The organism is Actinomycetota bacterium (assembly GCA_019347575.1).
In the GTDB taxonomy this organism is placed as follows: domain Bacteria; phylum Actinomycetota; class Nitriliruptoria; order Nitriliruptorales; family Nitriliruptoraceae; genus JAHWKY01.
The window spans coordinates 30,760-50,706 of record JAHWKY010000009.1 but is presented as its reverse complement, the minus strand read 5'-3'; the positions used below and the strand labels follow the sequence as shown (position 1 = coordinate 50,706).

Here is a 19,947-nt window from a genome sequence, read left to right as displayed (position 1 = left end):
GAGCGCCCCGCAAGTAGCCTCGGGATATGACGCAGGGTGTGACGCTGGCGGTGGCGTACCTCGTCGGCAGCATCCCCATCTCGAACCTGTTCGCTCGCGTCCTGCGCCGTGCCGACCTGCGACAGATCGACGTCGGCACGGTGTCGGCGACCGGGCTGTACCGGATCGCGGGCTTCGGTCCGCTCGCGACGGCCGGGCTGCTCGACATCGCCAAGGGGGCCGTCGGCCCCTTGATGGCCGGCGCCCCCGGCACGGACCGCCCGGTGCTCGCCGCGGTCTCGGCCGGTGCCGCCGTGGCCGGCCACAACTGGTCACCCTTCCTCCGCTTCGCCGGCGGACGCGGCCTGTCCCCCGCCATGGGAGCGCTCGCGGTCATCGCGTGGCCCGGCGTGTTCGTGCTGCTGGCGGGACTGGGCCTCGGCAAGCTCGCGGACCACACCGGTCTGGGGTCGTTCGTGGCGCTGCTCGCCTTGATCCCGGTCGTCGCCCTGACGCACGGGGCGACCGGTGCGCTGGCCGGCATCGCGGTCGTGACGCCGATGCTCATCAAGCGGATGCTCGGCAACGCACCGGTCACCGGCGCGGGCCGCGCCCGGGTGCTCACCAACCGGCTGCTCTACGACCGTGACCAGCTCGAGCCGTGATGACGCTCCCAGCACCCCTGCGGTCCCGACCGTTCCGCCTCCTCCTCATCGGCCAAACGGTCTCGTCGTTCGGCGACTGGATGGGCACCTTCGCGTTGATGGCGCTGGTGAAGGAGCTCTCGGGATCGGACACGGCCGTCGGCGGGATCCTCGTCCTTCGGCTCCTGCCCTCGGGCATCGCCGGGCCGCTCGCGGCCCGCCTCGTGTCGAGGTGGGACCGCCGCAGCACGATGCTCGCGATGGACCTCGCGCGCGCGGGGATGATGGCTGCCGTGCCGTTCGTCGGCGCGGTCTGGTGGGTCTACATCTGGGCCTTCACCACGGAGCTCGCGAGCCTCATCTTCCTCCCGGCGCGCGACGCCGCCATCCCCGACCTGCTGGACGAGGAGCACCTCGCGGACGCCAACTCGTTCGTGCTCGCATCGAGCTACGGCAACATCCCGATCGGTGGCGCCGCGTTCGCGCTGTTCTCCTACCTCGGCGGGCTCGACCTGCCGATCTGGATCGACGCGGGCACGTTCCTCGTGTCGTACGCGTTCCTCGCCCAGCTGCCGTCGCTGCAGGCCCGCGACCTCGACATCGAGGCTGAGGAGGTGCGCTTCCGCGACGCGTTCCGGCTCGACGTCGTGCGACGGATCATGCCCGCTGCGACCACCGTCTTCGTCGGCGTCGGAGCGCTCTTCACGCTCGGCATCCCGTTCGTCCACGAGGTCATGCGCGCATCGAGTGTCGCCTTCGGGTTCCTCGTGTCCCTGTTCGGCCTCGGCGCGACGGTCGGCCTCGTGGCGGTCCACCTGACGGGTCAGCCCACCATCCTGCGCATCCGCTCCGGCGTGGTCGTGCTCGGCGGAACGCTCGCCGCGATGAGCCTCACCTCGCTGCTGTGGCTGGCCTACATCGGCGCGGTGTCCTTCGGAGCGGCCGCGACCTACGCCCTGGTCGGCGCGGTCACCTACCTGCAGACCAACCTCGAAGGTGACGACCGCACGCTCGGCTTCGCCGTCTTCCACGTCGTGCTGCGGATCGCGATGAGCCTGGCGGCGGTGGGCGCGGGGATCGCCGCCGACGCGCTCGGGCCCGTGACGGTCCTGGGGGTGGGGACGCTGCACCCCGCCGCGACCGTGCTGTTCTGTTCCGGCTTGACGGTGATCGCCGGGGCTACCCTCCTGCACCTACCCTCAGGCCGGGAGGAGCCCACGAGTGACGACGGCGATCATCACCGACACCGCGTCCTCGATCCCTCCGACCCTGGTACGTGAGCACCACATCACGACCGTCCCGCTGCAGCTGATCCTCGACGACGACACCTACCTCGACGGCGAGATCAGCCAGCAGGTCCTGCTCGAGCGCATCCTCGCCGGTGTCTCCGCGTCCACATCGGCGCCGAGTCCCGGAGCGTTCGAGACCGCGATCACGGGCGCACTGCAGGACGCCGATGCGGTCGTGGTGCTGACCATCGCGTCAGCCATGAGCGCGACGCACAAGGCCGCCGTCGTCGCCGCCGAACGGCTCGACGACCCCCGCGTCCGCGTCGTCGACACCCGGACCGCTGCCGGCGCTCAGGGGCTGGTCGTGCTGCGCGCCGCCGAGGCAGCCGCAGCGTCTGCGGACGCCGACGAGGTGGTCGCTGCGGCAGAGCGGGTGATCGAGGACGTGCGCCTGGTCGCGACCGTGGGGGGGCTGGAGTTCCTGGTCCGGTCGGGGCGGGTGCCCGTGCTAGCGGGCAAGGCCGGCGAACGACTCGGTGTAAACCCCGTCTTCGAGTTCCGTCACGGCAAGGCGCGCCCTTCCCGGCCCTCGTTCAGCCGCGAAGCGTCGGTGCAGCGGATGCTGCACACCCTGCGGTCGTCCCGCGTCGAAGGCGCCGACCTGCACGTCGCGGTGCTGCACTCGCTGGCCGCCGACGAGGCCGAGGACCTCATGGACGCGGTCACGTCCACCGACACCCCGCGGGTCGCGTTCATCGGTGAGTTCTCCACCGGGATGGTGTTCCACACCGGGCCCGGGATCCTCGGGCTGGCGTGGTACTGGGACTGACCCTTCTAGGTCAGCGCCCTCTCGCCGTCTCGGTGACCCACGCGACCGCCTCACGGATCGCCGGCGACCCGACCGGGTCGAACGCGTGGCCCATGTCGTCGACCAGGATCAGCTTGCGTGGGCCTCCCGCGTGGCGGTACAGCTCGAGTGCGTCGCGGTGAGGCAGGAAGCGATCGACGCGTCCGTGGACGACCGCCAGAGGTGCGATCATCCGTGTCGCGAGATCCACCGGCGGACACGGGTCCGACCAGCCCTTGCGGATCTGGACGTTCATCATGCGCGCGGCGAGACGACGGCCTGGCGACGTGTGGATGACGAGCGAGGCGAGCAGCGCGTGTGCGGTCAGGGGCAGCCGCCACCGCGCCGGTGACGACACGGTCACGTAGCCATCGGCCCCCCCGATCTCGGCGGCGTACCGCAGCGTCGCGATGGCACCCATCGACGCCCCGATCACCACGACCTCGTCGGAACGCGCTCGCGCCCACCGGACGGCCGCGTCGACGTCGTGTTGCTCGAGGTCACCCAGGGTGCACTCCCCCGTCGACTCGCCGTGGCCACGGGTGTCGAAGACGAGCACGCCGTAGCCCGCATCGACGAGGTCAACCGCGACCGCGGCGACGCTCTCCTCGTTGCGGTGCGCGGCGAACCCGTGCACGAGCACGACCGTGACGGGCTGCTCACCAACGGGACCCAGGGCGTGGGCGGCGAGCTGGACACCATCAGCTGCCTCGATCGTGAGGTCGAGGGCTGTGGGCGCGAGGATCACCGGACGGCCAACCGAACGTTGTGCTTGCGGGCGACGAGTACGAACGCCAGGGTAGACCCTGCGATCGCGGCGACGGTCAGACCGGTGGAGACGGCCGTACGGGCCACCAGGAACGTCCCCACGGACTGGCTGAGCAGCAGCCACAGGCTGATCAGCCCGTTGGCCAGGAAGACGAACGCCCACAGCAGCGAGATGCGGAGGAAGAACCGGTCGAGCCAGTCGGCCGCGTGCAGGTGCTCGGGCAGGGGCACGAAGTCGTGGGCGAGCCTGCGCGCGAGGGGACGGCCGAGTGGCACCGACACCAGGAAGGCTGCGGCGACGAGCAACGTGCCCAACGTCGGCTGCAGGAAGTAGACGAACACGCTGTCGGACGCGAGCGCGACCGCGCCCCGCGCCGCGAACGCGACCGTCGTCAGGATGAGGATCCCCGGGATCGGCTGACGCTGGACACGCCGCACCACGATGGTGCCGACCGCCCACACCAGGCCTAGCACGATGGCCCCGGTGAGCCCCAGGAGCTTCAGGCCGCCGTAGAAGACGAGCAAGGGGGCGATGGTGCCCTCGATGAGGCTCCTGCCCGCGTGACGGGCGGTCGCGCGCAGCCCCGGGAGGCGCAGGATGGTCGGTTCCACGCAGCGTTCCTGTGTCCTGGGCATCACACGGACGCCGGCTCGGTCAGCATGACGTCCGAGATGCACACCTGACGTCTGCTGTCATGTTCGTCGGCACGTGGTCGTGCCAGGTGTAATCGGACCTGTCCGGCCCCGCCCGAAGCTCAGGCGTGCCCGCTGGTGTCGAACGCCTCGGGCGGCGGGCAGGCGCAGACGAGGTTGCGGTCACCGTACGCCTGATCGATGCGTGACACCGGCGGCCAGTACTTGTCGCGCCGCAGGCTAGCGACCGGGTACGCGGCCACCTCGCGGCGGTACGGGCGGTTCCACGTGTCCGTGAGGAGGTCCTCCGCGGTGTGCGGGGCGCGCACGAGCGGGTTGTCGTCGCGGGGCCACTCCCCCGCCTCGACCCGGTCGATCTCGGCACGGATGGCGATCATCGCGTCGCAGAAGCGGTCGAGCTCGGCGAGCGACTCCGACTCGGTCGGCTCGACCATGAGCGTGCCCTCGACCGGGAACGACATGGTCGGGGCGTGGAAGCCGTAGTCGATGAGGCGCTTGGCGACGTCCTCGGCCCCGATCCCCGTCCGGGCCCTGATCCCGCGCACGTCGAGGATGCACTCGTGGGCGACGAACCCGTTCTCACCGCGGTAGAGGACGGGGTAGGAGCCCTCGAGGCGGTGGGCGATGTAGTTGGCGTGCAGGATCGCCGCCTCGGTGGCTCGTCGCAGCCCCTGCGGGCCCATGAGCTGCACGTAGGCCCACGAGATCGGCAGGATGCCCGCGGAACCCCAGGGTGCGGACGCCACGGGACCCGGGCCGGTCTCCGGTCCGGCCTCGGGGCGCAACGGGTGGTTGGGCAGGTAGGGGGCCAGGTGCGCCCCGCACGCGACCGGCCCGACCCCCGGCCCTCCGCCACCGTGCGGGATGCAGAACGTCTTGTGCAGGTTGAGGTGGCTGACGTCGGCCCCGAAGCGGCCGGGGCGTGCGATGCCGACGAGCGCGTTGAGGTTGGCGCCGTCGAGGTAGACCTGACCGCCGTGGTCGTGTACGAGCGCGCAGATCTCGCGGATGCGGGACTCGAACACCCCGTGGGTGGACGGGTAGGTCACCATCAGGGTGGACAGCTGGTCGGCGTGCTCGGTTACCTTGCGCTTGAGGTCGTCGACATCGACGTTGCCGTCGTCGTCACAGGCCACGACGACGACGCGCATCCCCGCCATCACCGCGCTGGCGGCGTTGGTGCCGTGGGCTGAGGAGGGGATGAGGCAGACGTCGCGCGCCGCGTCGCCGCGTGCGTGGTGGTAGCCCGCGATGGCGAGGAGGCCGGCGAGCTCTCCCTGCGACCCAGCGTTGGGCTGCAGCGAGATCGCGTCGTAGCCGGTGATCTCGACCAGCCACGCCTCGAGTTCCTCGATCACCACGCGGTAGCCGTCGGCCTGCTCGGCGGGGACGAACGGGTGGAGATCCGCGAAGCCCGCGTAGGAGATCGGCTCCATCTCCGCGGTCGCGTTGAGCTTCATGGTGCACGACCCCAGCGGGATCATCGCTCGATCGAGTGCCACGTCCCGGTCGCGGAGTCGACGCAGGTAGCGCAGCATCTCGGTCTCGGACCGGTGATCGTGGAACACCGGGTGGGTGAGGAAGTCGGTCGAACGCTGCAACGCCGGTGGGATGGACGCGATGGCGCCGGAGGCGAGTGCGGGGACGTCGACGTCGTCGGCCCCGAACACGTGGAGCAGGCTGGCCACGTCCTCCGTCGTCGTCGTCTCGTCGAGAGCGACGACGACGGTGTCGCCATCGAGGCGCCGGAGGTTGTACCCGGCGTCGGCCGCGTCGGCGATGACGCGGTCGGCCCGCCCGGGTACCTCGATGGCGAGGGTGTCGAAGAAACGCTCGTGGCGGATGCTTCCGCCGGTCTCCGGCATGCCTGTGGCGAGCGCCCGGGCGAGGCCGTTGACCCGCTCAGCGATGCGACGCAGACCGTCGGGCCCGTGGTAGACGGCGTACATCGCCGCGATGACGGCGAGCAGGACCTGGGAGGTGCAGATGTTGCTCGTCGCGCGCTCACGGCGGATGTGCTGTTCGCGGGTCTGGAGCGCGAGGCGGTAGCCAGGCCGGCCCTCGGTGTCGATGGAGACGCCGACGAGGCGGCCGGGCAGCGCACGCTTGTGCTCCTCGCGGGTGGCGATGAAGCCCGCGTGCGGACCACCGAAGCCGAGCGGAACGCCGAAGCGCTGGCTGGTCCCGATCGCGACGTCGGCACCCAGCTCGCCGGGAGGGGTGACCGACGTCAGCGCGAGCAGGTCCGTCGCGACCGCCACGAGCGCCCCGGCGTCGCGGATCCGGGCGATGAGGTCGCGGTCGTCGTGCAACTCGCCCGTGGTGGTCGGGTTCTGCAGGAGCACGCCGAACGTACCCACGGGCAGATCCTCGCTGCGGGGGTCGGCAGCGACCACGTCGAGTCCGAGAGGAAGCAGGCGCGTCCGGACGACCTCGATCGTCTGGGGATGACACGCCGGGTCGACGACGACCACATCGCCAGCCCGCTCGTTCACGCGGTGCAGCAACGTCACCGCTTCGGCCGCTGCGGTTGCCTCGTCCAGCAGGGATGCGTTCGCCAGAGGGAAACCGGTCAGGTCGGACACGACGGTCTGGAAGATGAGCAGCGCCTCGAGCCGGCCCTGGCTGATCTCGGGCTGGTAGGGCGTGTACGCGGTGTACCAGCCCGGTTCCTCGAGGATGTTGCGGCGGATCACCGGCGGCGTGACCGTGCCGTGGAAACCCAGCCCGATGAACGAGCGCAGCAGCCGGTTGCGCCCCGAGATCTCCCGCGCTCGCGCGAGCACGTCCGACTCGCTGCTCGCCGTGGGCAGGTCCAAGGGGTCGTCGTCGCGGATGGCCGCTGGGACAGCTGCATCGATCAGGCTGTCCACGTCGGGGACACCGATGGACGCGAGCATGTCGGTGCGCTCGGCGTCCGAGGTCCCGATGTGGCGCGTGGAGAACGACGTATCGGTCGGCACCGAACGGCTCCTGGGGATCGAGGCTGGCGGCAGGCGGCATGCAACCACCCGCCTCAGGGCGGTGCGAACTGACTTCGGCGACGCCGCATCCGCGTCGTTGATAGAGCGCGACGCATTGCCCGCGACCGACAGCGCGGTGTCGGCCGCGCTGCCTCGTCGCCCCACCCGAACCCACACGGGTGACGCGGGTAGCCTCGCCTCATGCGGTTCGGAGCACACGTCCCACGCGGCAACCCCCTGGCCGAGGCCGAGCGCCGGGAGATCGACGTCGTGCAGATCTTCCTCGGCGATCCGCAGTCCTACCGCGCCCCGGCCCCGCGCGATGACGCCGCCGAGCTGATGGCCTCCGACGTGACCGTCTTCGTGCACGCGCCGTACGTCATGAACGTCGCGTCACCCAACCCCCGTATCCGCCACCCGGGCCGCAAGACCCTCGCGCAGACGTGCGATGCCGCAGCCGCCATCGGTGCCGCCGGCGTGATCGTCCACGGCGGCTTCGTCGGCGAGGACGGCGACCCCGAGGAGGGGTTCCGGAACTGGCGCACGACCCTCGACCGGCTCGACACCGATGTCCCCGTGCTGATCGAGAACACCGCCGGTGGTGACAACGCGATGGCCCGCTACGTGGATGCCATCGCGCGCCTTTGGGATGCTCTCGACGGCACCGCCACACCGTTCGGGTTCTGCCTCGACACCTGCCACCTCCACGCGGCGGGCGAGGACCTGATCACCGCCACCGGCAGGTTGCGCGACATCGTCGGTCGGATCGACCTCGTGCACCTCAACGACTCTCGGGACACGGCGGGGTCGGGGCGCGATCGCCACCAGCGCCTCGGGGCCGGCCAAGTCGATCCCGACGCGCTCGTCGCGGTCGTCAAGGAGGCCGACGCCCCCGCCGTCGTGCTCGAGACCCCCGGCGGCGCCGACGCCCATCGCACCGACCTCGACTGGATCCGCACCCGGCTGTAGGCCAGCAGACCACGGGGGATCCCCCTACGTCCCGAGCGGCCGAGACCGCGCTCTCGGCCGCGGAGGAACCGGGAACGCCCCCATCGACGACGCGGATGCGGCGTCGCCCGGCACAGACCGCGCTCTCGGCCGCGGAGGGACCGTGAACGCCCCATCGACGGTGCGGATGCACCGTCGCCCAGAACTAGTAGGGTCGGAGCGCACCCCGTCGTCGGAGGAAGACCGTGGGCCACAGCGTCGCGCGCAAGATCATCGAGGAGCACCTCGTCGAGGGGACCCCGGAGCCGGGCTCGCCCGTCGGCCTGCGGATCGATCAGACGCTGACGCAGGACGCCACCGGCACGCTCGTGATGCTCGAGCTCGAGGCGATGGGGCTGGAGCGGGTCGAGACCGAGCTATCCGCCCAGTACGTCGATCACAACCTGATCCAGGAGGACCACAAGAACCCCGACGACCACCTCTTCCTGAAGTCCGCCTGCGAGCGCTTCGGGCTGTGGTACAGCCGCCCGGGCAACGGCGTCAGCCACCCCGTGCACCAGGAGCGGTTCGGCAAGCCGGGTAGGACGATGGCCGGCTCGGACAGTCACACCCCGGCAGCGGGGGCGATCGGGATGTTCGCGGTCGGCTCAGGTGGGCTCGACGTCGCGCTGGCGATGGCGGGCGAGCCTCTTCGGATCAAGATGCCGCGGATCTGGGGGGTGCGCCTGATCGGCGAGCTCCCGGACTGGGTCTCCGCCAAGGACGTCATCCTCGAGATGCTGCGGCGTCACGGCGTGGACGGTGGCGTGGGGAAGGTCATCGAGTACCACGGCCCCGGCCTCGAGACCCTGTCGTGCATGGACCGCCACGTCATCGCGAACATGGGCGCGGAGCTCGGCGCGACGACGACGGTGTTCCCCTCCGACGCGGAGGTGCAGCGGTTCCTGACCCGGCAGGGTCGCGCCGAGGACTGGACCGAGCTGGTCGCCGACCCCGACGCGGAGTACGACGAGGAGACCGAGATCGACCTGTCGGAGCTCGAACCGCTGATCGCGCTGCCGACGTCCCCGGGCAACGTCGTGCCGGTCCGTGAGGTCGCGGGACAGCCAATCGCTCAGGCCTACATCGGCTCGTCGGCCAACCCCGGCTACCGCGACTTCGCCGTCGCCGCCGAGATCTGTCGCGCCGTCGGGCGCCCCACGGTCGGACGTGTCAGCTTCGACGTCAACCCCACATCGCGCCAGATCCTGCAGAACCTCACGCGCGACGGTCACCTGTTGTCGCTGCTCCAGGCCGGGGCGCGCATCCACCAGGCCGGCTGCAACGGTTGCATCGGGATGGGCCAGGCCCCGGCCACGGACGAGATCAGCCTGCGTACGGTCCCGCGTAACTTCCCGGGACGCTCGGGCACGCGTGAGGACAAGGTCCACCTCTGCAGCCCCGAGACGGCGACCGCGTCCGCGCTCACCGGCGTCGTCACCGATCCGCGGGAACTCGAGGACCGCTTCGGCGTCGCCTACCCGAGGGTGGTCGAGCCCGACGACATCATCATCAACACCGAGATGTTGCTCGCACCGCCACCGCCCGAGGAAGCGCGCGAGGTCGAGCTGCGCAAGGGCCCCAACATCTCGTCCATCCCGCCGATGGAGCCGCTGCCCGATGATCTTGAGCTGCCCATCCTGCTGAAGGTCGGTGACGACGTGTCCACCGACGAGATCCTGCCGGCGGGCACTCGGGTCCTGCCGTTCCGCAGCAACATCCCCGAGATCAGCCGGTTCTCGTTCGACATCATCGCCCCGACCTACCACGACCGTGCGAAGGCGATCGGCGACCACGCGGTGGTCGGCGGCAAGAACTACGGGCAGGGCTCGTCACGGGAGCACGCGGCGTTGGCGCCGCGCTACCTCGGCCTGCGCTTGGTCATCACGAAGGACTACGCCCGCATCCACTGGCAGAACCTCGTCAACTTCGGGGTGCTGCCCCTGGAGTTCGATGACGAGACCGAGTACGAGGAGCTCGCGGACGGGGACGTGCTCCGCATCGAGGGTGTGCGGGACGCGATCGCCAACGGTGTCGAGGTCAGGATCGAGAACACGACCAGAGGGCGATCGTTCAGCGCCCGGCACCGGTTGTCCGAGCGGCAGGTCGCGGTGCTGCTCGCCGGTGGGATCATCGACTGGATGAAGGACCGTCTCGGGAGGTGAGGGGACTCACTCGTCCTCGCCGTCGAGGTCGTCGTCGAGGCCGAACCGCCGCACCAGCTCGAGGTAGTCGCGTTGGTAGAACAGCTTGCAGCGCACCCCGGGGTGGTGCTCCCGGAGTAGCCGCAGCTTGCGGTTCTTCTTCGTCACCAGGCGCTGCGCCGACGTCGTGATCTCGATGTAGGTGTCGAACGCCGGGAGGTAGAAGTCCGGGCGGAACCACCGCGTCGGCCACTGGTCGTGGTCCCACTCGATGGGGAACTCGTCGGGTTCGTACTCCCACGCGATGCCGTAGAAGTCGAGCAGGCGCGCGAACCGCAGCTCGGAACGGTGCTGGAACCTGATGCGCTCGCTGGGCAGCATCCTGCCCGGGACGCGTCCGATCGGTCCCGCCGCGAGCAGATCGGTCAACCCGAGGTCCGCGACGTCGGGCACGCCTGCCGCAGGACCACGGACGGCGGCCGGGGCGGGGCGGCGGAGCTCACCGATGGAGCGATCGGAGCCGTCCGGCGCGGCAGGGGCGTCCGCCGGGCGGACCGGCGGGATCTGGTGAGGTACGGCGGCGGGCTCGCCCACGTCGCTCCTGGTTCCGGGTCAGCTGCCGGTCTCGGTGGCCTCGTCGACCGCGTCCGCCACCGCCGCGGTGAGGGGCTCCGAGGGGAACGCGGTGACCTCGCCGCGTAGCTCGTCGACGATCGGTCCGAGCGCGATCGCGAACACACCCTGGCCGCGACGGAGGACGTCGACGACCTGGGCGTCGTCCTCGACCGCGTAGACGCTGGTGTCGTCCGCCACGAGCGTGACGTCGGCGAGACTGCGCCCCCTGCGCCGCAGCTCGTCGACGACCTCACGGACACGCTGGAGGGTCACGCCCGCATCGAGCAGTCGCTTGATCACGCGTAGCTCGACCACGTCAGCGAACGAGTACAGCCGCTGGGTCCCCGACCCCTTGGCCTCGCGGACGCTGGGGACGGCGAGCCCGGTGCGCGCCCAGTAGTCGAGCTGGCGGTAGGTGATGCCCACGATCTTGATGACGACCGGACCGCGGTAGCCGCGCTCCTCGTCGCCCACGTCGAGGCGCATCTGCCGTTCATCGGTGCCCGCCATGGCCGTCTCTCCGTCTCCAGATCCCGTGGCTCCGGATCCCGTGGCTCCGGATCCCGCGGCCGGTGAGGGCGCCGGCCGGCGGGTCACACAGCCGTACTTACGTCACTGAGGCTACGGCTCGGCGGGGCCCGAGTCAACGTTCGTGGAGCACCACCCCCCTCCCCCGCTCCACCCCGACCACGCTCCGTGACCGGCCTCCCCGAGGTGGAGCGCACCCCCACTGCGCCGCTCCACCGGCAGCGTCCCGATGCTGGCAGGTGCGTGCCGTACGCCTCAGGAACCAGCGGTTGAGCCACCGGGTCCCCCTACAGGGAGAGCCGCCGAGACCGCGCTCTAGGAGGCCGGGAGGTGGGCCCGGGTCCCCCTGCGGAGAGAGCCGCCGAGACCGCGCTCTCGGCGGCGAGGGGAGCACGACGGCCGCATCGACGGCGCGGATGCGCCGTCGCCAAGATCAGTGGTCGCGGAAGTCCTCGGGCCTGACCTCGTCGAGGAACTCGCGGAACTGGCGCAGCTCCTCGTCCGCATCGATCTCGGCGCCGTCCTCGTCACGGGTCTCGATCTCCAGCCCCGCCTCCTCGAGGACGTCCTCGGCACCGAAGATGGGGACCGCGTCGAGCCGGCTGGCGAGCGCGATGGCGTCCGAGGGGCGCGACGAGATGGTGTAGCTGCGCTCGCCCTGGCTGAGGTGCAGCTCCGCGTAGAACGTGCCCTCGCGAAGCTCGGTGACGTGGACCGCCTCGAGCTGGACGCCCAGCTGCTCCATCACGTCGACGAACAGGTCGTGCGTGAGGGGCCGAGGCGTCTCGACCCCCTGGAGCGCGAACGCGATGGCGGTGGCCTCGACAGCCCCGATCCAGATGGGCAGGTAGCGCGAGCCGGTCTTCTCCTTCAGCAGCACGATGGGCTGGTTGGCGGGGAGTTCGACCCGAACCCCGACGAGTTCCAACTCGATCAACCGGTGCTCCGTCTGCGCGTGCGGGGAGGCTACCCGACGGTTCAGGTGCGTCCGGATCGCGAGAGAGCAGCGGCGACCGCGCCCTCGGGATCTGCCGCGATGGCGTCCCGGTCGTGTACCGCGAGCACCGCCGGCACGTGACGGAGGCGTCCGTCGAGATCGAGCCCGTAGCCGACGAGGTACTCGTCTCCGACCTCGAACCCCACCCAGTCCAACGGCAGCTCGGCGATGCGACGCACCCGCCGATCGAGGAAGGCACAGATGCGCAGTGACGCCGGTGAGCGCATGGCCAGGACCTGCAGCAGGTAGCCCAGCCGCAGGCCGGTGTCGACGATGTCCTCGACGATGAGCACGTGTCGATCGCGGATGTCGACGTCGAGATCCTTCACGATGCGTGCGCGTCCGCCGCCCTGCTCGTAGCGGGTGATCGCGAGGAAGTCGACGGTCAGCGCGAGCGGTACCTCGCGGACTAGGTCAGCGAGGAACACCGCGGAGCCGTGCAGCAGGGAGAGCAGCAGAGGCTGGGTCCCGCGGTAGGCGTCGGTGATGTCGGCGCCCAGTTCGGCCACACGGCCGCGGAGGAGGTCCGGCGGGATCCGGACCTCCACCGGGCTCACCGTGGCCACTCCTCTGCCGCTGTCGTCGCTCGCATGGCAGCGTACGCACGATCCCACAGCCACCACCCGATGCTCGCCTCGGCGGTGACGGCGTTGGGCTCGAGGTCGGTGCTCTTCGGACGCACGACCCACGAGCTGACCTTCACCTCGTCGATGTGCGCCTCGACGGCGATCTCCTCGACGTCGGTCTCGATGGGCATACCGATGGCACCGATCGCGGGGCGCGCCCCGACGGGAACCGTGACGACCGGCTCGAGGTCCGGGGCCAGGTCGATCCAGCCACCGGGATCACGCAGTCGCAACGAGGACGAGAGCGACACGTTGTGGAACGCGTCGAGGCCGTGGGTCAGCAACGCAGCGGCGTCCGTGAACCGGTCCTCGTCGCCGGCAGCGTCGAGGACCACGGCGACGACCTCGCGGTCCCGACGCTCGGCCGATCCGACGATCGACCACCCAGCCGCCGCCGTCTGGCCGGTCTTGATCCCGGTCGCATCGGGGTAGTTCAGGAGCAGCAGGTTCCGTGTGGTCTGTGGACCCCCGCGGGGCAGATCGACGCTCGCCAGGGTGCTGACCCGTCGGAACTCGGGGTCGGCGAGTGCGGCACGTGCGAGTGCGGCGAGGTGGCGGGCGGACAGGCGGTTGCGATCGCTGAGGCCGGTCGGATCGTCGAGCTGGATGCCCTCGAGCCCCATCGATCCGGCATCCGCACGCATGAGCCCGACGAAACGGTCGACGGACCCGCCGACGTGCGCGGCGAGCGCGACCGCGGCGTCGTTCCCGCTGCGCGCGATCATCGCCTGCAGGAGCTGCTCGACGGTCCACTGGTCCCCCGGCTGAAGTCCGACCCCGGCGCCAGCGGCGGTTTCGACCTCCTCCCCGACGGTGACGACCTCGTCCAGCCGGGCCCGTCGCAGAACCGACAGCGCCGTGAGGATCTTGATGGTCGAGGCGACGGGGCGCAGTCGATCCGCCTCGCGGGCGGCCAGTTGCTGCCCCGTGGCGACGTCGACGACCACGTAGGCGCTGGCCGACACCGGCGGCGGTTCGGGCCAGGCGGGCAGATCCGGCTGGGCGGTGAGGGCGAGCAGCACCGCGAGCGCGAGGGTCGTGCTCATGACCGCAGCAAACCTCGAAGCTCACGACCGAGGAGCGAGCGGTGCAGGGACCTTCCGTGCTGGGCGAGCTGCTCGAGCTGCTCGCCAGCGGTACGGCGGCTGTCGGGGTTGCGTTGCCGCAGCAGCGGCGAGACGAGCTGCTCGCACAACGCCACCTCACGCTCGGCGAACTGGCGGTACATGCGTAGGTGGCGGGCTTCGAGCCCGAGCTCCATCAACGACGACGCGGCCCGTGCGACCGCCAGGTCGTCGCCGTCGTAGGGCGGTTCGCGGCGCACGAGTCCGTGCTCGGCGAGCTGACGCAGATCGCCTTCCTCGAGTCCCGAGGAGTCGCACAGCTCGCGCAGTGTCAGGCTCACGTCGGTCGGACCCGCATCGAGGACGGTCTGGGGCGGTGTCTCCGCCGCGGGAGCCGCCGTCGCCTCGGTCATCGGGGCGGGTTCGGGTCGGAGTGCCGTGACCTCCGCGGGGTCGGGTTCAGCCGGGTCGGCATCGACAGGTAGCCCCGCGTCGATGCGGTCGAGCTCGTCCTTGATCACCTTCAGCGGGAGGTAGCGGTCGCGCTGTGCGCGGAGGACGTAGCGGAGACGCTCGATGTCCTGATCGGTGAACTTGCGGTAGCCGGAGTCGGTGCGGTCTGGGTTGATGAGGCCCTCGGATTCGAGGTAGCGGATCTTGCTGATCGTGATGTCCTCGAACTCGTCCTTCAGACGGTTGAGGACCTCACCGATCGTGAGCGCCTTCACCGACCGGCTCCGACGAACAGCAGCTTGAAGCGACCGATCTGCACCTCATCGCCGCTGCGGAGGACCCGTTCCTCGACCCGGTCCCCGTTGACGTACGTGCCGTTGAGACTGCCGAGGTCGCGGACAGCGAGGTCGTCCGCGCGCCGCACCACCTCGGCGTGGCGACGCGACACCGTCACGTCGTCGAGGAAGAGGTGGCTGTCGGGGTGACGACCGACCGTCGTGACGTCTCGATCGACGAGGTAGCGCGAGCCGGCGTTCGGTCCACGCACGACCACCAGCATGGCCGTGCCGGGCTCGAGGTCGGGCACGTCGCCGAAGGGGGTCTCCTCGTCCAGCACGCCGGCCTCGATGGCGGCGGTGGTGGCGTCGCCGCCGGGCTCGGCTTGCTCTGCGGATGTCGGCGCACCGCAACGCGAGCAGAAGCGGGCGTCGTCGGGCAGTTCCTGCCCGCAACTCGTGCAGTACATGGCTCCTCCATCACCGGACGCCGGGCCAGCCTGGCGGGTGGCCGGCACCGGAGCGCGCAGGTCGACCTCAGGTTGAGGTGGAACCCCGCGAAGTGGCTGGCGTCGAGCCTAGACGAGCTACCCGAGGCTCGCGCGGTACGCGTCCGCGGACAGCAGCTCGTCGACGGCTCCGGCGTCGTCGGGTTCGATGCGGATCATCCAGCCCTCGCCGTAGGGGTCGCTGTTGACGAGCTCGGGGCGCTCCTCGAGCGCCTCGTTGCGTTCGCTGATGGTGCCCGAGATGGGAGCGAACAGGTCGGAGACCGACTTGGTCGACTCGACCTCACCGAACGGCTGGCCGGCTTCGACCCGGGCGCCGGACGCCGGCAGATCGACGTACACGACGTCACCGAGCTGGTCCTGCGCGTACCAGGTGATCCCGACGAGGACGGTGTCGCCATCCCGCCGCACCCACTCGTGCTCCGCCGTGTAGCGCAGATCCTCGGGGTACGAGCCGTCGGCCACCGGTCCCTCCTGATCGCGGTCGGCCCGACTCTAGTCGACGCCCTGTGCGGGGGGTCGGTCCTCGACGACAACCGCGTCGCCGCGGCGCACCGCGACGATGTACTGAACGGCCGCGACGTAGTAGAGAACGACGTTGACGGCGAACAGCACCCACGCCACGGCGCGGACACCTTCGTGGCTGAGCTGACCTTCGGGCGAGACGACCGCCGCCAGCAGGAAGAACCCGATGGCGAACATCAGCCCGAACGTCGCCGCCTTGCCGGTCCTCGTGACCGCGGGGGGCGCGGACCCCCGCGCGAGGAAGATGGCAGCACCCAGCACGAGGAGGATGTCGCGCCCGACCAGGACGAGCACGACCCACAGCGGCAGCAAGCCCGCGATGATCATGCCGATGCCGACGAAGGCGATCATCAGGCGGTCGCTGAGCGGATCGAGGAGCTTGCCGAGCTTGGACACCTGACCGAACCGACGGGCCACGAAGCCGTCGAACCAGTCGGTGCTGCCGAAGATGAACAGCACGATGAAGGCCCGGGTGAAGTTGTCCTGGACCAGGTCGTAGAAGGCCAGGGGCAGGATCGCGATACGGGCGAACGACAGGATGTTCGGGAGGGTCCAGATGCGGTCGGTGACGACCTCCACCTCGCCGTCACGCGCGCCGATGTCGAACACGCGCACGTTCGGCCCTCCGTCTCGCCCGCCGTCAGCGTGCGGGTGTGCGGTCGGGCTGGCCGGACTTGAACCGGCGACCCCTCGCCCCCCAGACGAGTGCGCTACCTAACTGCGCCACAGCCCGTGGTCCGGCCGCCTGAACGAGCGGCTCGACCGAGACGCGACGGTACCGGCTCGTCTCGGACCCCGCCACATCGGTGGCGACGTCAGGGCCGCGGATGGGATCGGCGCTCGTGGCTCCGCCGGCTGCGTTCCTCGAGCACCAACGGGACGCCAGGGAAGCCGTAGCGCTCGCGCAGCTGGTTCTCGAGGTACCGGCGGTAGGGCGCTGGCACGGGCCTGTTGGCGAACAGCAGGAACCGGGGCGGTCTCGCGGTCGTCTGCGTCACGTAGCGGATCCGCAGCGGGCGCTGGCCGACGCGGGGTGGCGTCTGGCGCTGGGTGACCTCGTCCAGCCACCGGTTGAGCTCGGCAGTGGGGACGCGGCGACGGTACGCGTCGAAGACGGTGCGCAGCTGGGGAACAACACGCTGCACGGATCGACCCGAGAGGGCCGAGATGTTCACGCGAGGGGCCCACGCGGCGAAGTGCAGCATCCGGTCGACCTCGCGCTTCAGAGCGAAGCGGCGGTCCTCGTCGACGAGGTCCCACTTGTTGAACACCTGCACGATGCCGCACCCGGCTTCGCGAACCATCGCGGCGAGCCGCTGATCCTGCTCGCCGATGGGTTCGCTGGCGTCGACCACGAACAGGGCCAGGTCGGCGTCCTCGACCGCGCGGCGGGTCCGATCCACGCTGTAGAGCTCTGTGTCCTCACCCGTGCGATAGCGGCGACGCAGGCCGGCGGTGTCGACGAACACCCACGGCTCGCCATCGACCTCGATGGTCGTGTCCACCGCGTCTCGAGTCGTGTGTGGCACGGCGTCCACGATCGATCGTTCCTCGCCCAGCAGTCGGTTGAACAGCGAGGACTTGCCGACGTTGGGACGCCCGACGATGGCGACCCGGGGAGGGTCGTCGTCGGTGACCTCCGCCGGTCCCTGAGGGAGGGTCGCGACGACCTGGTCGAGCAGATCGCCCACGCCTCGGCCGTGCTGGGCGGAGACGGGGACGGGTTCGCCGATCCCGAGCCCGTACAGCTCGTGGATGGCCAACTCCTGCTTGGGCGAGTCGACCTTGTTCGCGACGAGCAGGACGGGCCGGTCGGCGCGTCGGAGCAGGCGGGCGTAGCGCTCGTCGTCCTCGAGCGCACCCACGCTCGCGTCGACGACGAAGAGGATGAGGTCGCCGGAGTCGATCGCGCGCTCCGCCTGTCGGACTACCTCGGCGGACAGTCCCTCGGCAGCGTGCTCCCACCCGCCCGTGTCCACGACGAGGAACGGCCGACCCGCCCAGCGTGCGAGGTGCTCGGTTCGGTCGCGCGTGACCCCGGGCTTCCGTTCGACGATCGTCACCCGCGCACCGAGGATGCGATTGACGAGCGTCGACTTGCCGACGTTAGGTCGGCCTACGACGACGACGCGTGGGAGGCGGTCGTGGACGCGGACCGGTGCCAACCGTCGGGCCGCGCGGGCGCGCTCGGCGATCGCCTCGACGACCTCGTCGATGCCGAGGTCGGTGGTGTCGAGTTGCCACGCGTCCGGGGCGGCCTCCAACGGAGCCACCTGACGGGATGAATCGAGTCGGTCGCGCTCGACCAGCTCCGCTTCGACCGCTTCGAGGTCCGCGGTACCCACCTGCGCTCCGCGTCGTCGCGCGCGCTCCTGCGGTGACGCCGTCAGGAACACCTTGAGATCCGCGTCCGGCAGCACGACCGTGCCGATGTCGCGACCCTCGATCACGCCACCCTCGATCCGCGCTGCGTCCCGTTGGAGCGGCATCACGGCGTCACGGACACCAGGGTGAGCCGAGACCACGGAGACCGCCGCGGTCACATCGGGGCCCCGGATCTCGTCCTCTACGTCCTCACCGTCGAGGTAGGTCCGGTCGTCGACGCGCTCGATGTGCACCTCGTCGGCCGCCTCGGTCGCCGCGTCGGCATCGCTCGGAGCGGCACCGCGACGCAGCACCTCGAGGGTCACGGCGCGGTAGTACGCCCCCGTGTCGAGGTGGGGGACCTCCAGCACCTCGGCCAACCGTCGGGCGACCGTCGACTTGCCCGAGCCCGCCGGACCGTCGATGGCGACGATGGGACCGCGTCGGCTCACCGACCCGTCTCCTGGACCTGCACCCGGCCGCCGAGCGCACGCAGATCCTCGAGGAACGTCGGGTAGCTCGTGGCGATCACGTCCGCTCCGACGACCGTGACGGGATCGGTGGCAACGGTTCCGGCGATCGCCGCCGTCATCGCGATGCGGTGGTCGCCGGCCGCGTCCACGATCCCACCGCGCGGTCGCTGTCCGCCGGGGACCCGGAACCCGTCGGGGCGTGCCTGCAGGTCCAGTCCCAGGTTGCGGAACGCCGCCGCGAGCGCGTCGATCCGGTCCGACTCCTTGACCCGTAGCTCAGCGGCATCACGGACCTCGAGCCCGTCCTCGCTCATCGCCCCGGCGAGGGCGAGGACGGGGAGCTCGTCGATGGCGTCGACGGTCGCCTGACCCCGGATCTCCGCACGTGCCAGCGCTCGGCCCGTGACCGTGACGTCAGCGGTGGACTCCCCCGAGACCTCGCGTCGTGCCCGTACGCTCACCGTCGCTCCCATCTCCTCGAGAGCTCGCAGCACGCCGACACGGCGTGGGTTCACGCCCACTTCCGACACCGTCACGCTGGTCCCCGCGATCGCGGCGCCGACCCACCAGAAGGCCGCGCTCGAGAGGTCCCCCGGCACGACGAGCGGGGCCGCACGCAGAGGTCCCGCGGCGACAGAGACCTCCTCCACGTCGGTCACGGACGTGCTCACGGCCACGCCGAGGTGGGCGAGCATGCGCTCGGTGTGGTCGCGACTCGGCGCCGGCGACCGCACGACCGTGGTGCCCTCCGCGGCCAGACCCGCGATGAGCACGCACGACTTCACCTGGGCGCTGGCCACGGGGCTGTCGTAGCTGGTACCGACCAAGCCGCCGCCGCGAACGACCAGCGGCGGGAAACGGTCCGAACGCGCCAGGACCTCGGCCCCCATGGCCCGCAACGGCACCGCGACGCGGTCGACCGGTCGTCGTCTCAGGCTGTCGTCGCCGGAGAGGACCGCCATACCGTCGATGCCCGCCACGACGCCGCTCAGCAGCCGCAGAGCTGTCCCCGAGTTGCCGCAACCGAGCACATCCGAGGCCTCGCGCAGCGGCCCGGTGACCTGGCCGTCCAGGCCGGTCCCGGCCTCGTCGAGCGTGATCTCCGCGCCGAGGGTGCGCAGCGCCCGCGCCGTTGCGGCCACGTCGGCGCTCCTGGGCACGTTGGTGACGTGGACCGGGTGCCCGACGAGTGCCCCGAGGATCAGCGCGCGGTGGCCGACCGACTTGTCCCCCGGCACGGTGAGCTCGCCCGAGAGCACGCCCGGGTGCACCGTGATCCGGGGCCCGATCACCATCGTCTCCG

The 19,947-nt window shown here is 70.7% G+C and carries 19 protein-coding genes and 1 tRNA gene; 5 read left to right on the top strand and 15 right to left on the bottom strand.

Going from position 1 to position 19,947, the window contains the following annotated elements; translation table 11 throughout:
- Positions 1-26: 26 nt before the first annotated feature.
- The 3 genes from KY469_07685 to KY469_07675 are packed head-to-tail and all read left to right on the top strand — an operon-like array spanning position 27 to position 2,681.
- Positions 27-644, top strand: a complete 618-nt coding sequence (locus KY469_07685; protein MBW3662964.1) for a glycerol-3-phosphate acyltransferase — start codon at positions 27-29, stop codon at positions 642-644.
- Positions 644-1,903 carry an MFS transporter gene (locus KY469_07680; protein MBW3662963.1) on the top strand — a complete coding sequence of 420 codons (1,260 nt, stop codon included), beginning with the start codon at positions 644-646 and terminating at the stop codon, positions 1,901-1,903. The genes KY469_07685 and KY469_07680 overlap by 1 nt, the downstream gene beginning before the upstream one ends.
- Complete coding sequence (locus KY469_07675) at positions 1,845-2,681, top strand: DegV family protein (protein ID MBW3662962.1); 837 nt, start codon at positions 1,845-1,847, stop codon at positions 2,679-2,681. Before KY469_07680 ends, KY469_07675 begins: the two co-directional genes overlap by 59 nt.
- 10 nt (positions 2,682-2,691) lie before the next feature.
- Here KY469_07675 and KY469_07670 read toward each other — a convergent pair whose 3' ends face one another.
- From KY469_07670 to gcvP, 3 genes are all read right to left on the bottom strand, one after another.
- Positions 2,692-3,447, bottom strand: coding sequence for a lysophospholipase (locus tag KY469_07670; protein MBW3662961.1), 756 nt, complete (start codon positions 3,445-3,447; stop codon positions 2,692-2,694).
- The gene (locus tag KY469_07665; protein MBW3662960.1) at positions 3,444-4,079 is read right to left on the bottom strand and encodes a DUF3159 domain-containing protein; all 636 of its coding nucleotides are present in this window, start codon (positions 4,077-4,079) and stop codon (positions 3,444-3,446) included. Before KY469_07665 ends, KY469_07670 begins: the two co-directional genes overlap by 4 nt.
- Positions 4,080-4,222: 143 nt before the next feature.
- Complete coding sequence (gcvP, locus tag KY469_07660; protein ID MBW3662959.1) at positions 4,223-7,117, bottom strand: aminomethyl-transferring glycine dehydrogenase; 2,895 nt, start codon at positions 7,115-7,117, stop codon at positions 4,223-4,225.
- 168 nt (positions 7,118-7,285) lie between these two features.
- Here gcvP and KY469_07655 point away from each other — a divergent pair, with 168 nt between their 5' ends.
- Positions 7,286-8,053 (top strand): deoxyribonuclease IV, encoded by a 768-nt coding sequence (locus tag KY469_07655; protein MBW3662958.1) that lies wholly within the window; start codon positions 7,286-7,288, stop codon positions 8,051-8,053.
- Between the two features lie 224 nt (positions 8,054-8,277).
- The gene (locus KY469_07650; GenBank protein ID MBW3662957.1) at positions 8,278-10,236 is read left to right on the top strand and encodes an aconitate hydratase; all 1,959 of its coding nucleotides are present in this window, start codon (positions 8,278-8,280) and stop codon (positions 10,234-10,236) included.
- Between the two features lie 6 nt (positions 10,237-10,242).
- Here the strand turns inward: KY469_07650 and KY469_07645 are convergent, their stop codons facing one another.
- From KY469_07645 to aroA, 12 genes are all read right to left on the bottom strand, one after another.
- The gene (locus tag KY469_07645) at positions 10,243-10,809 is read right to left on the bottom strand and encodes a hypothetical protein (protein ID MBW3662956.1); all 567 of its coding nucleotides are present in this window, start codon (positions 10,807-10,809) and stop codon (positions 10,243-10,245) included.
- An 18-nt stretch (positions 10,810-10,827) separates the two neighbouring features.
- A complete protein-coding gene (locus KY469_07640) occupies positions 10,828-11,316 on the bottom strand; it encodes a MerR family transcriptional regulator (protein ID MBW3662955.1) in 489 nt (162 codons plus the stop codon).
- Positions 11,317-11,791: 475 nt separating this feature from the next.
- The gene (locus KY469_07635; GenBank protein ID MBW3662954.1) at positions 11,792-12,295 is read right to left on the bottom strand and encodes a bifunctional nuclease family protein; all 504 of its coding nucleotides are present in this window, start codon (positions 12,293-12,295) and stop codon (positions 11,792-11,794) included.
- Positions 12,296-12,336: 41 nt separating this feature from the next.
- Positions 12,337-12,912, bottom strand: coding sequence for a hypoxanthine phosphoribosyltransferase (gene hpt, locus KY469_07630; GenBank protein ID MBW3662953.1), 576 nt, complete (start codon positions 12,910-12,912; stop codon positions 12,337-12,339).
- Positions 12,909-14,027 carry a serine hydrolase gene (locus tag KY469_07625; GenBank protein MBW3662952.1) on the bottom strand — a complete coding sequence of 373 codons (1,119 nt, stop codon included), beginning with the start codon at positions 14,025-14,027 and terminating at the stop codon, positions 12,909-12,911. The genes hpt and KY469_07625 overlap by 4 nt, the downstream gene beginning before the upstream one ends.
- Entirely contained in the window at positions 14,024-14,773 is a 750-nt protein-coding gene (locus tag KY469_07620) for a MerR family transcriptional regulator (GenBank protein MBW3662951.1), read from the bottom strand. The genes KY469_07625 and KY469_07620 overlap by 4 nt, the downstream gene beginning before the upstream one ends.
- On the bottom strand, positions 14,770-15,243 hold the full coding sequence (locus KY469_07615) for a zinc-ribbon and FHA domain-containing protein (GenBank protein MBW3662950.1): 474 nt from the start codon (positions 15,241-15,243) through the stop codon (positions 14,770-14,772). The genes KY469_07620 and KY469_07615 overlap by 4 nt, the downstream gene beginning before the upstream one ends.
- Before the next feature lie 117 nt (positions 15,244-15,360).
- Positions 15,361-15,747, bottom strand: a complete 387-nt coding sequence (gene gcvH, locus KY469_07610) for a glycine cleavage system protein GcvH (GenBank protein MBW3662949.1) — start codon at positions 15,745-15,747, stop codon at positions 15,361-15,363.
- Between the two features lie 30 nt (positions 15,748-15,777).
- Positions 15,778-16,422: a CDP-alcohol phosphatidyltransferase family protein gene (locus tag KY469_07605; protein ID MBW3662948.1), complete on the bottom strand. Its 645-nt coding sequence runs from the start codon at positions 16,420-16,422 to the stop codon at positions 15,778-15,780.
- Positions 16,423-16,466: 44 nt separating this feature from the next.
- Positions 16,467-16,540, bottom strand: a tRNA-Pro gene (locus KY469_07600).
- Between the two features lie 82 nt (positions 16,541-16,622).
- Positions 16,623-18,623 (bottom strand): ribosome biogenesis GTPase Der, encoded by a 2,001-nt coding sequence (der, locus tag KY469_07595; protein ID MBW3662947.1) that lies wholly within the window; start codon positions 18,621-18,623, stop codon positions 16,623-16,625.
- Entirely contained in the window at positions 18,620-19,939 is a 1,320-nt protein-coding gene (aroA, locus tag KY469_07590) for a 3-phosphoshikimate 1-carboxyvinyltransferase (GenBank protein MBW3662946.1), read from the bottom strand. The genes der and aroA overlap by 4 nt, the downstream gene beginning before the upstream one ends.
- Positions 19,940-19,947 lie beyond the last annotated feature (8 nt).

What these genes read in the sequence shown, in the direction of transcription:
- KY469_07685 (MBW3662964.1), top strand. Translation starts at nt 27, where the DNA reads ATGACGCAGGGTGTGACGCTGGCGGTGGCGTACCTCGTCGGCAGCATC.
- KY469_07680 (MBW3662963.1), top strand. Translation starts at nt 644, where the DNA reads ATGACGCTCCCAGCACCCCTGCGGTCCCGACCGTTCCGCCTCCTCCTC.
- KY469_07655 (MBW3662958.1), top strand. Translation starts at nt 7,286, where the DNA reads ATGCGGTTCGGAGCACACGTCCCACGCGGCAACCCCCTGGCCGAGGCC.
- KY469_07640 (MBW3662955.1), bottom strand. Translation starts at nt 11,316, where the DNA reads ATGCGCCTCGACGTGGGCGACGAGGAGCGCGGCTACCGCGGTCCGGTC.
- KY469_07625 (MBW3662952.1), bottom strand. Translation starts at nt 14,027, where the DNA reads ATGAGCACGACCCTCGCGCTCGCGGTGCTGCTCGCCCTCACCGCCCAG.
- KY469_07615 (MBW3662950.1), bottom strand. Translation starts at nt 15,243, where the DNA reads ATGTACTGCACGAGTTGCGGGCAGGAACTGCCCGACGACGCCCGCTTC.
- aroA (MBW3662946.1), bottom strand. Translation starts at nt 19,939, where the DNA reads ATGGTGATCGGGCCCCGGATCACGGTGCACCCGGGCGTGCTCTCGGGC.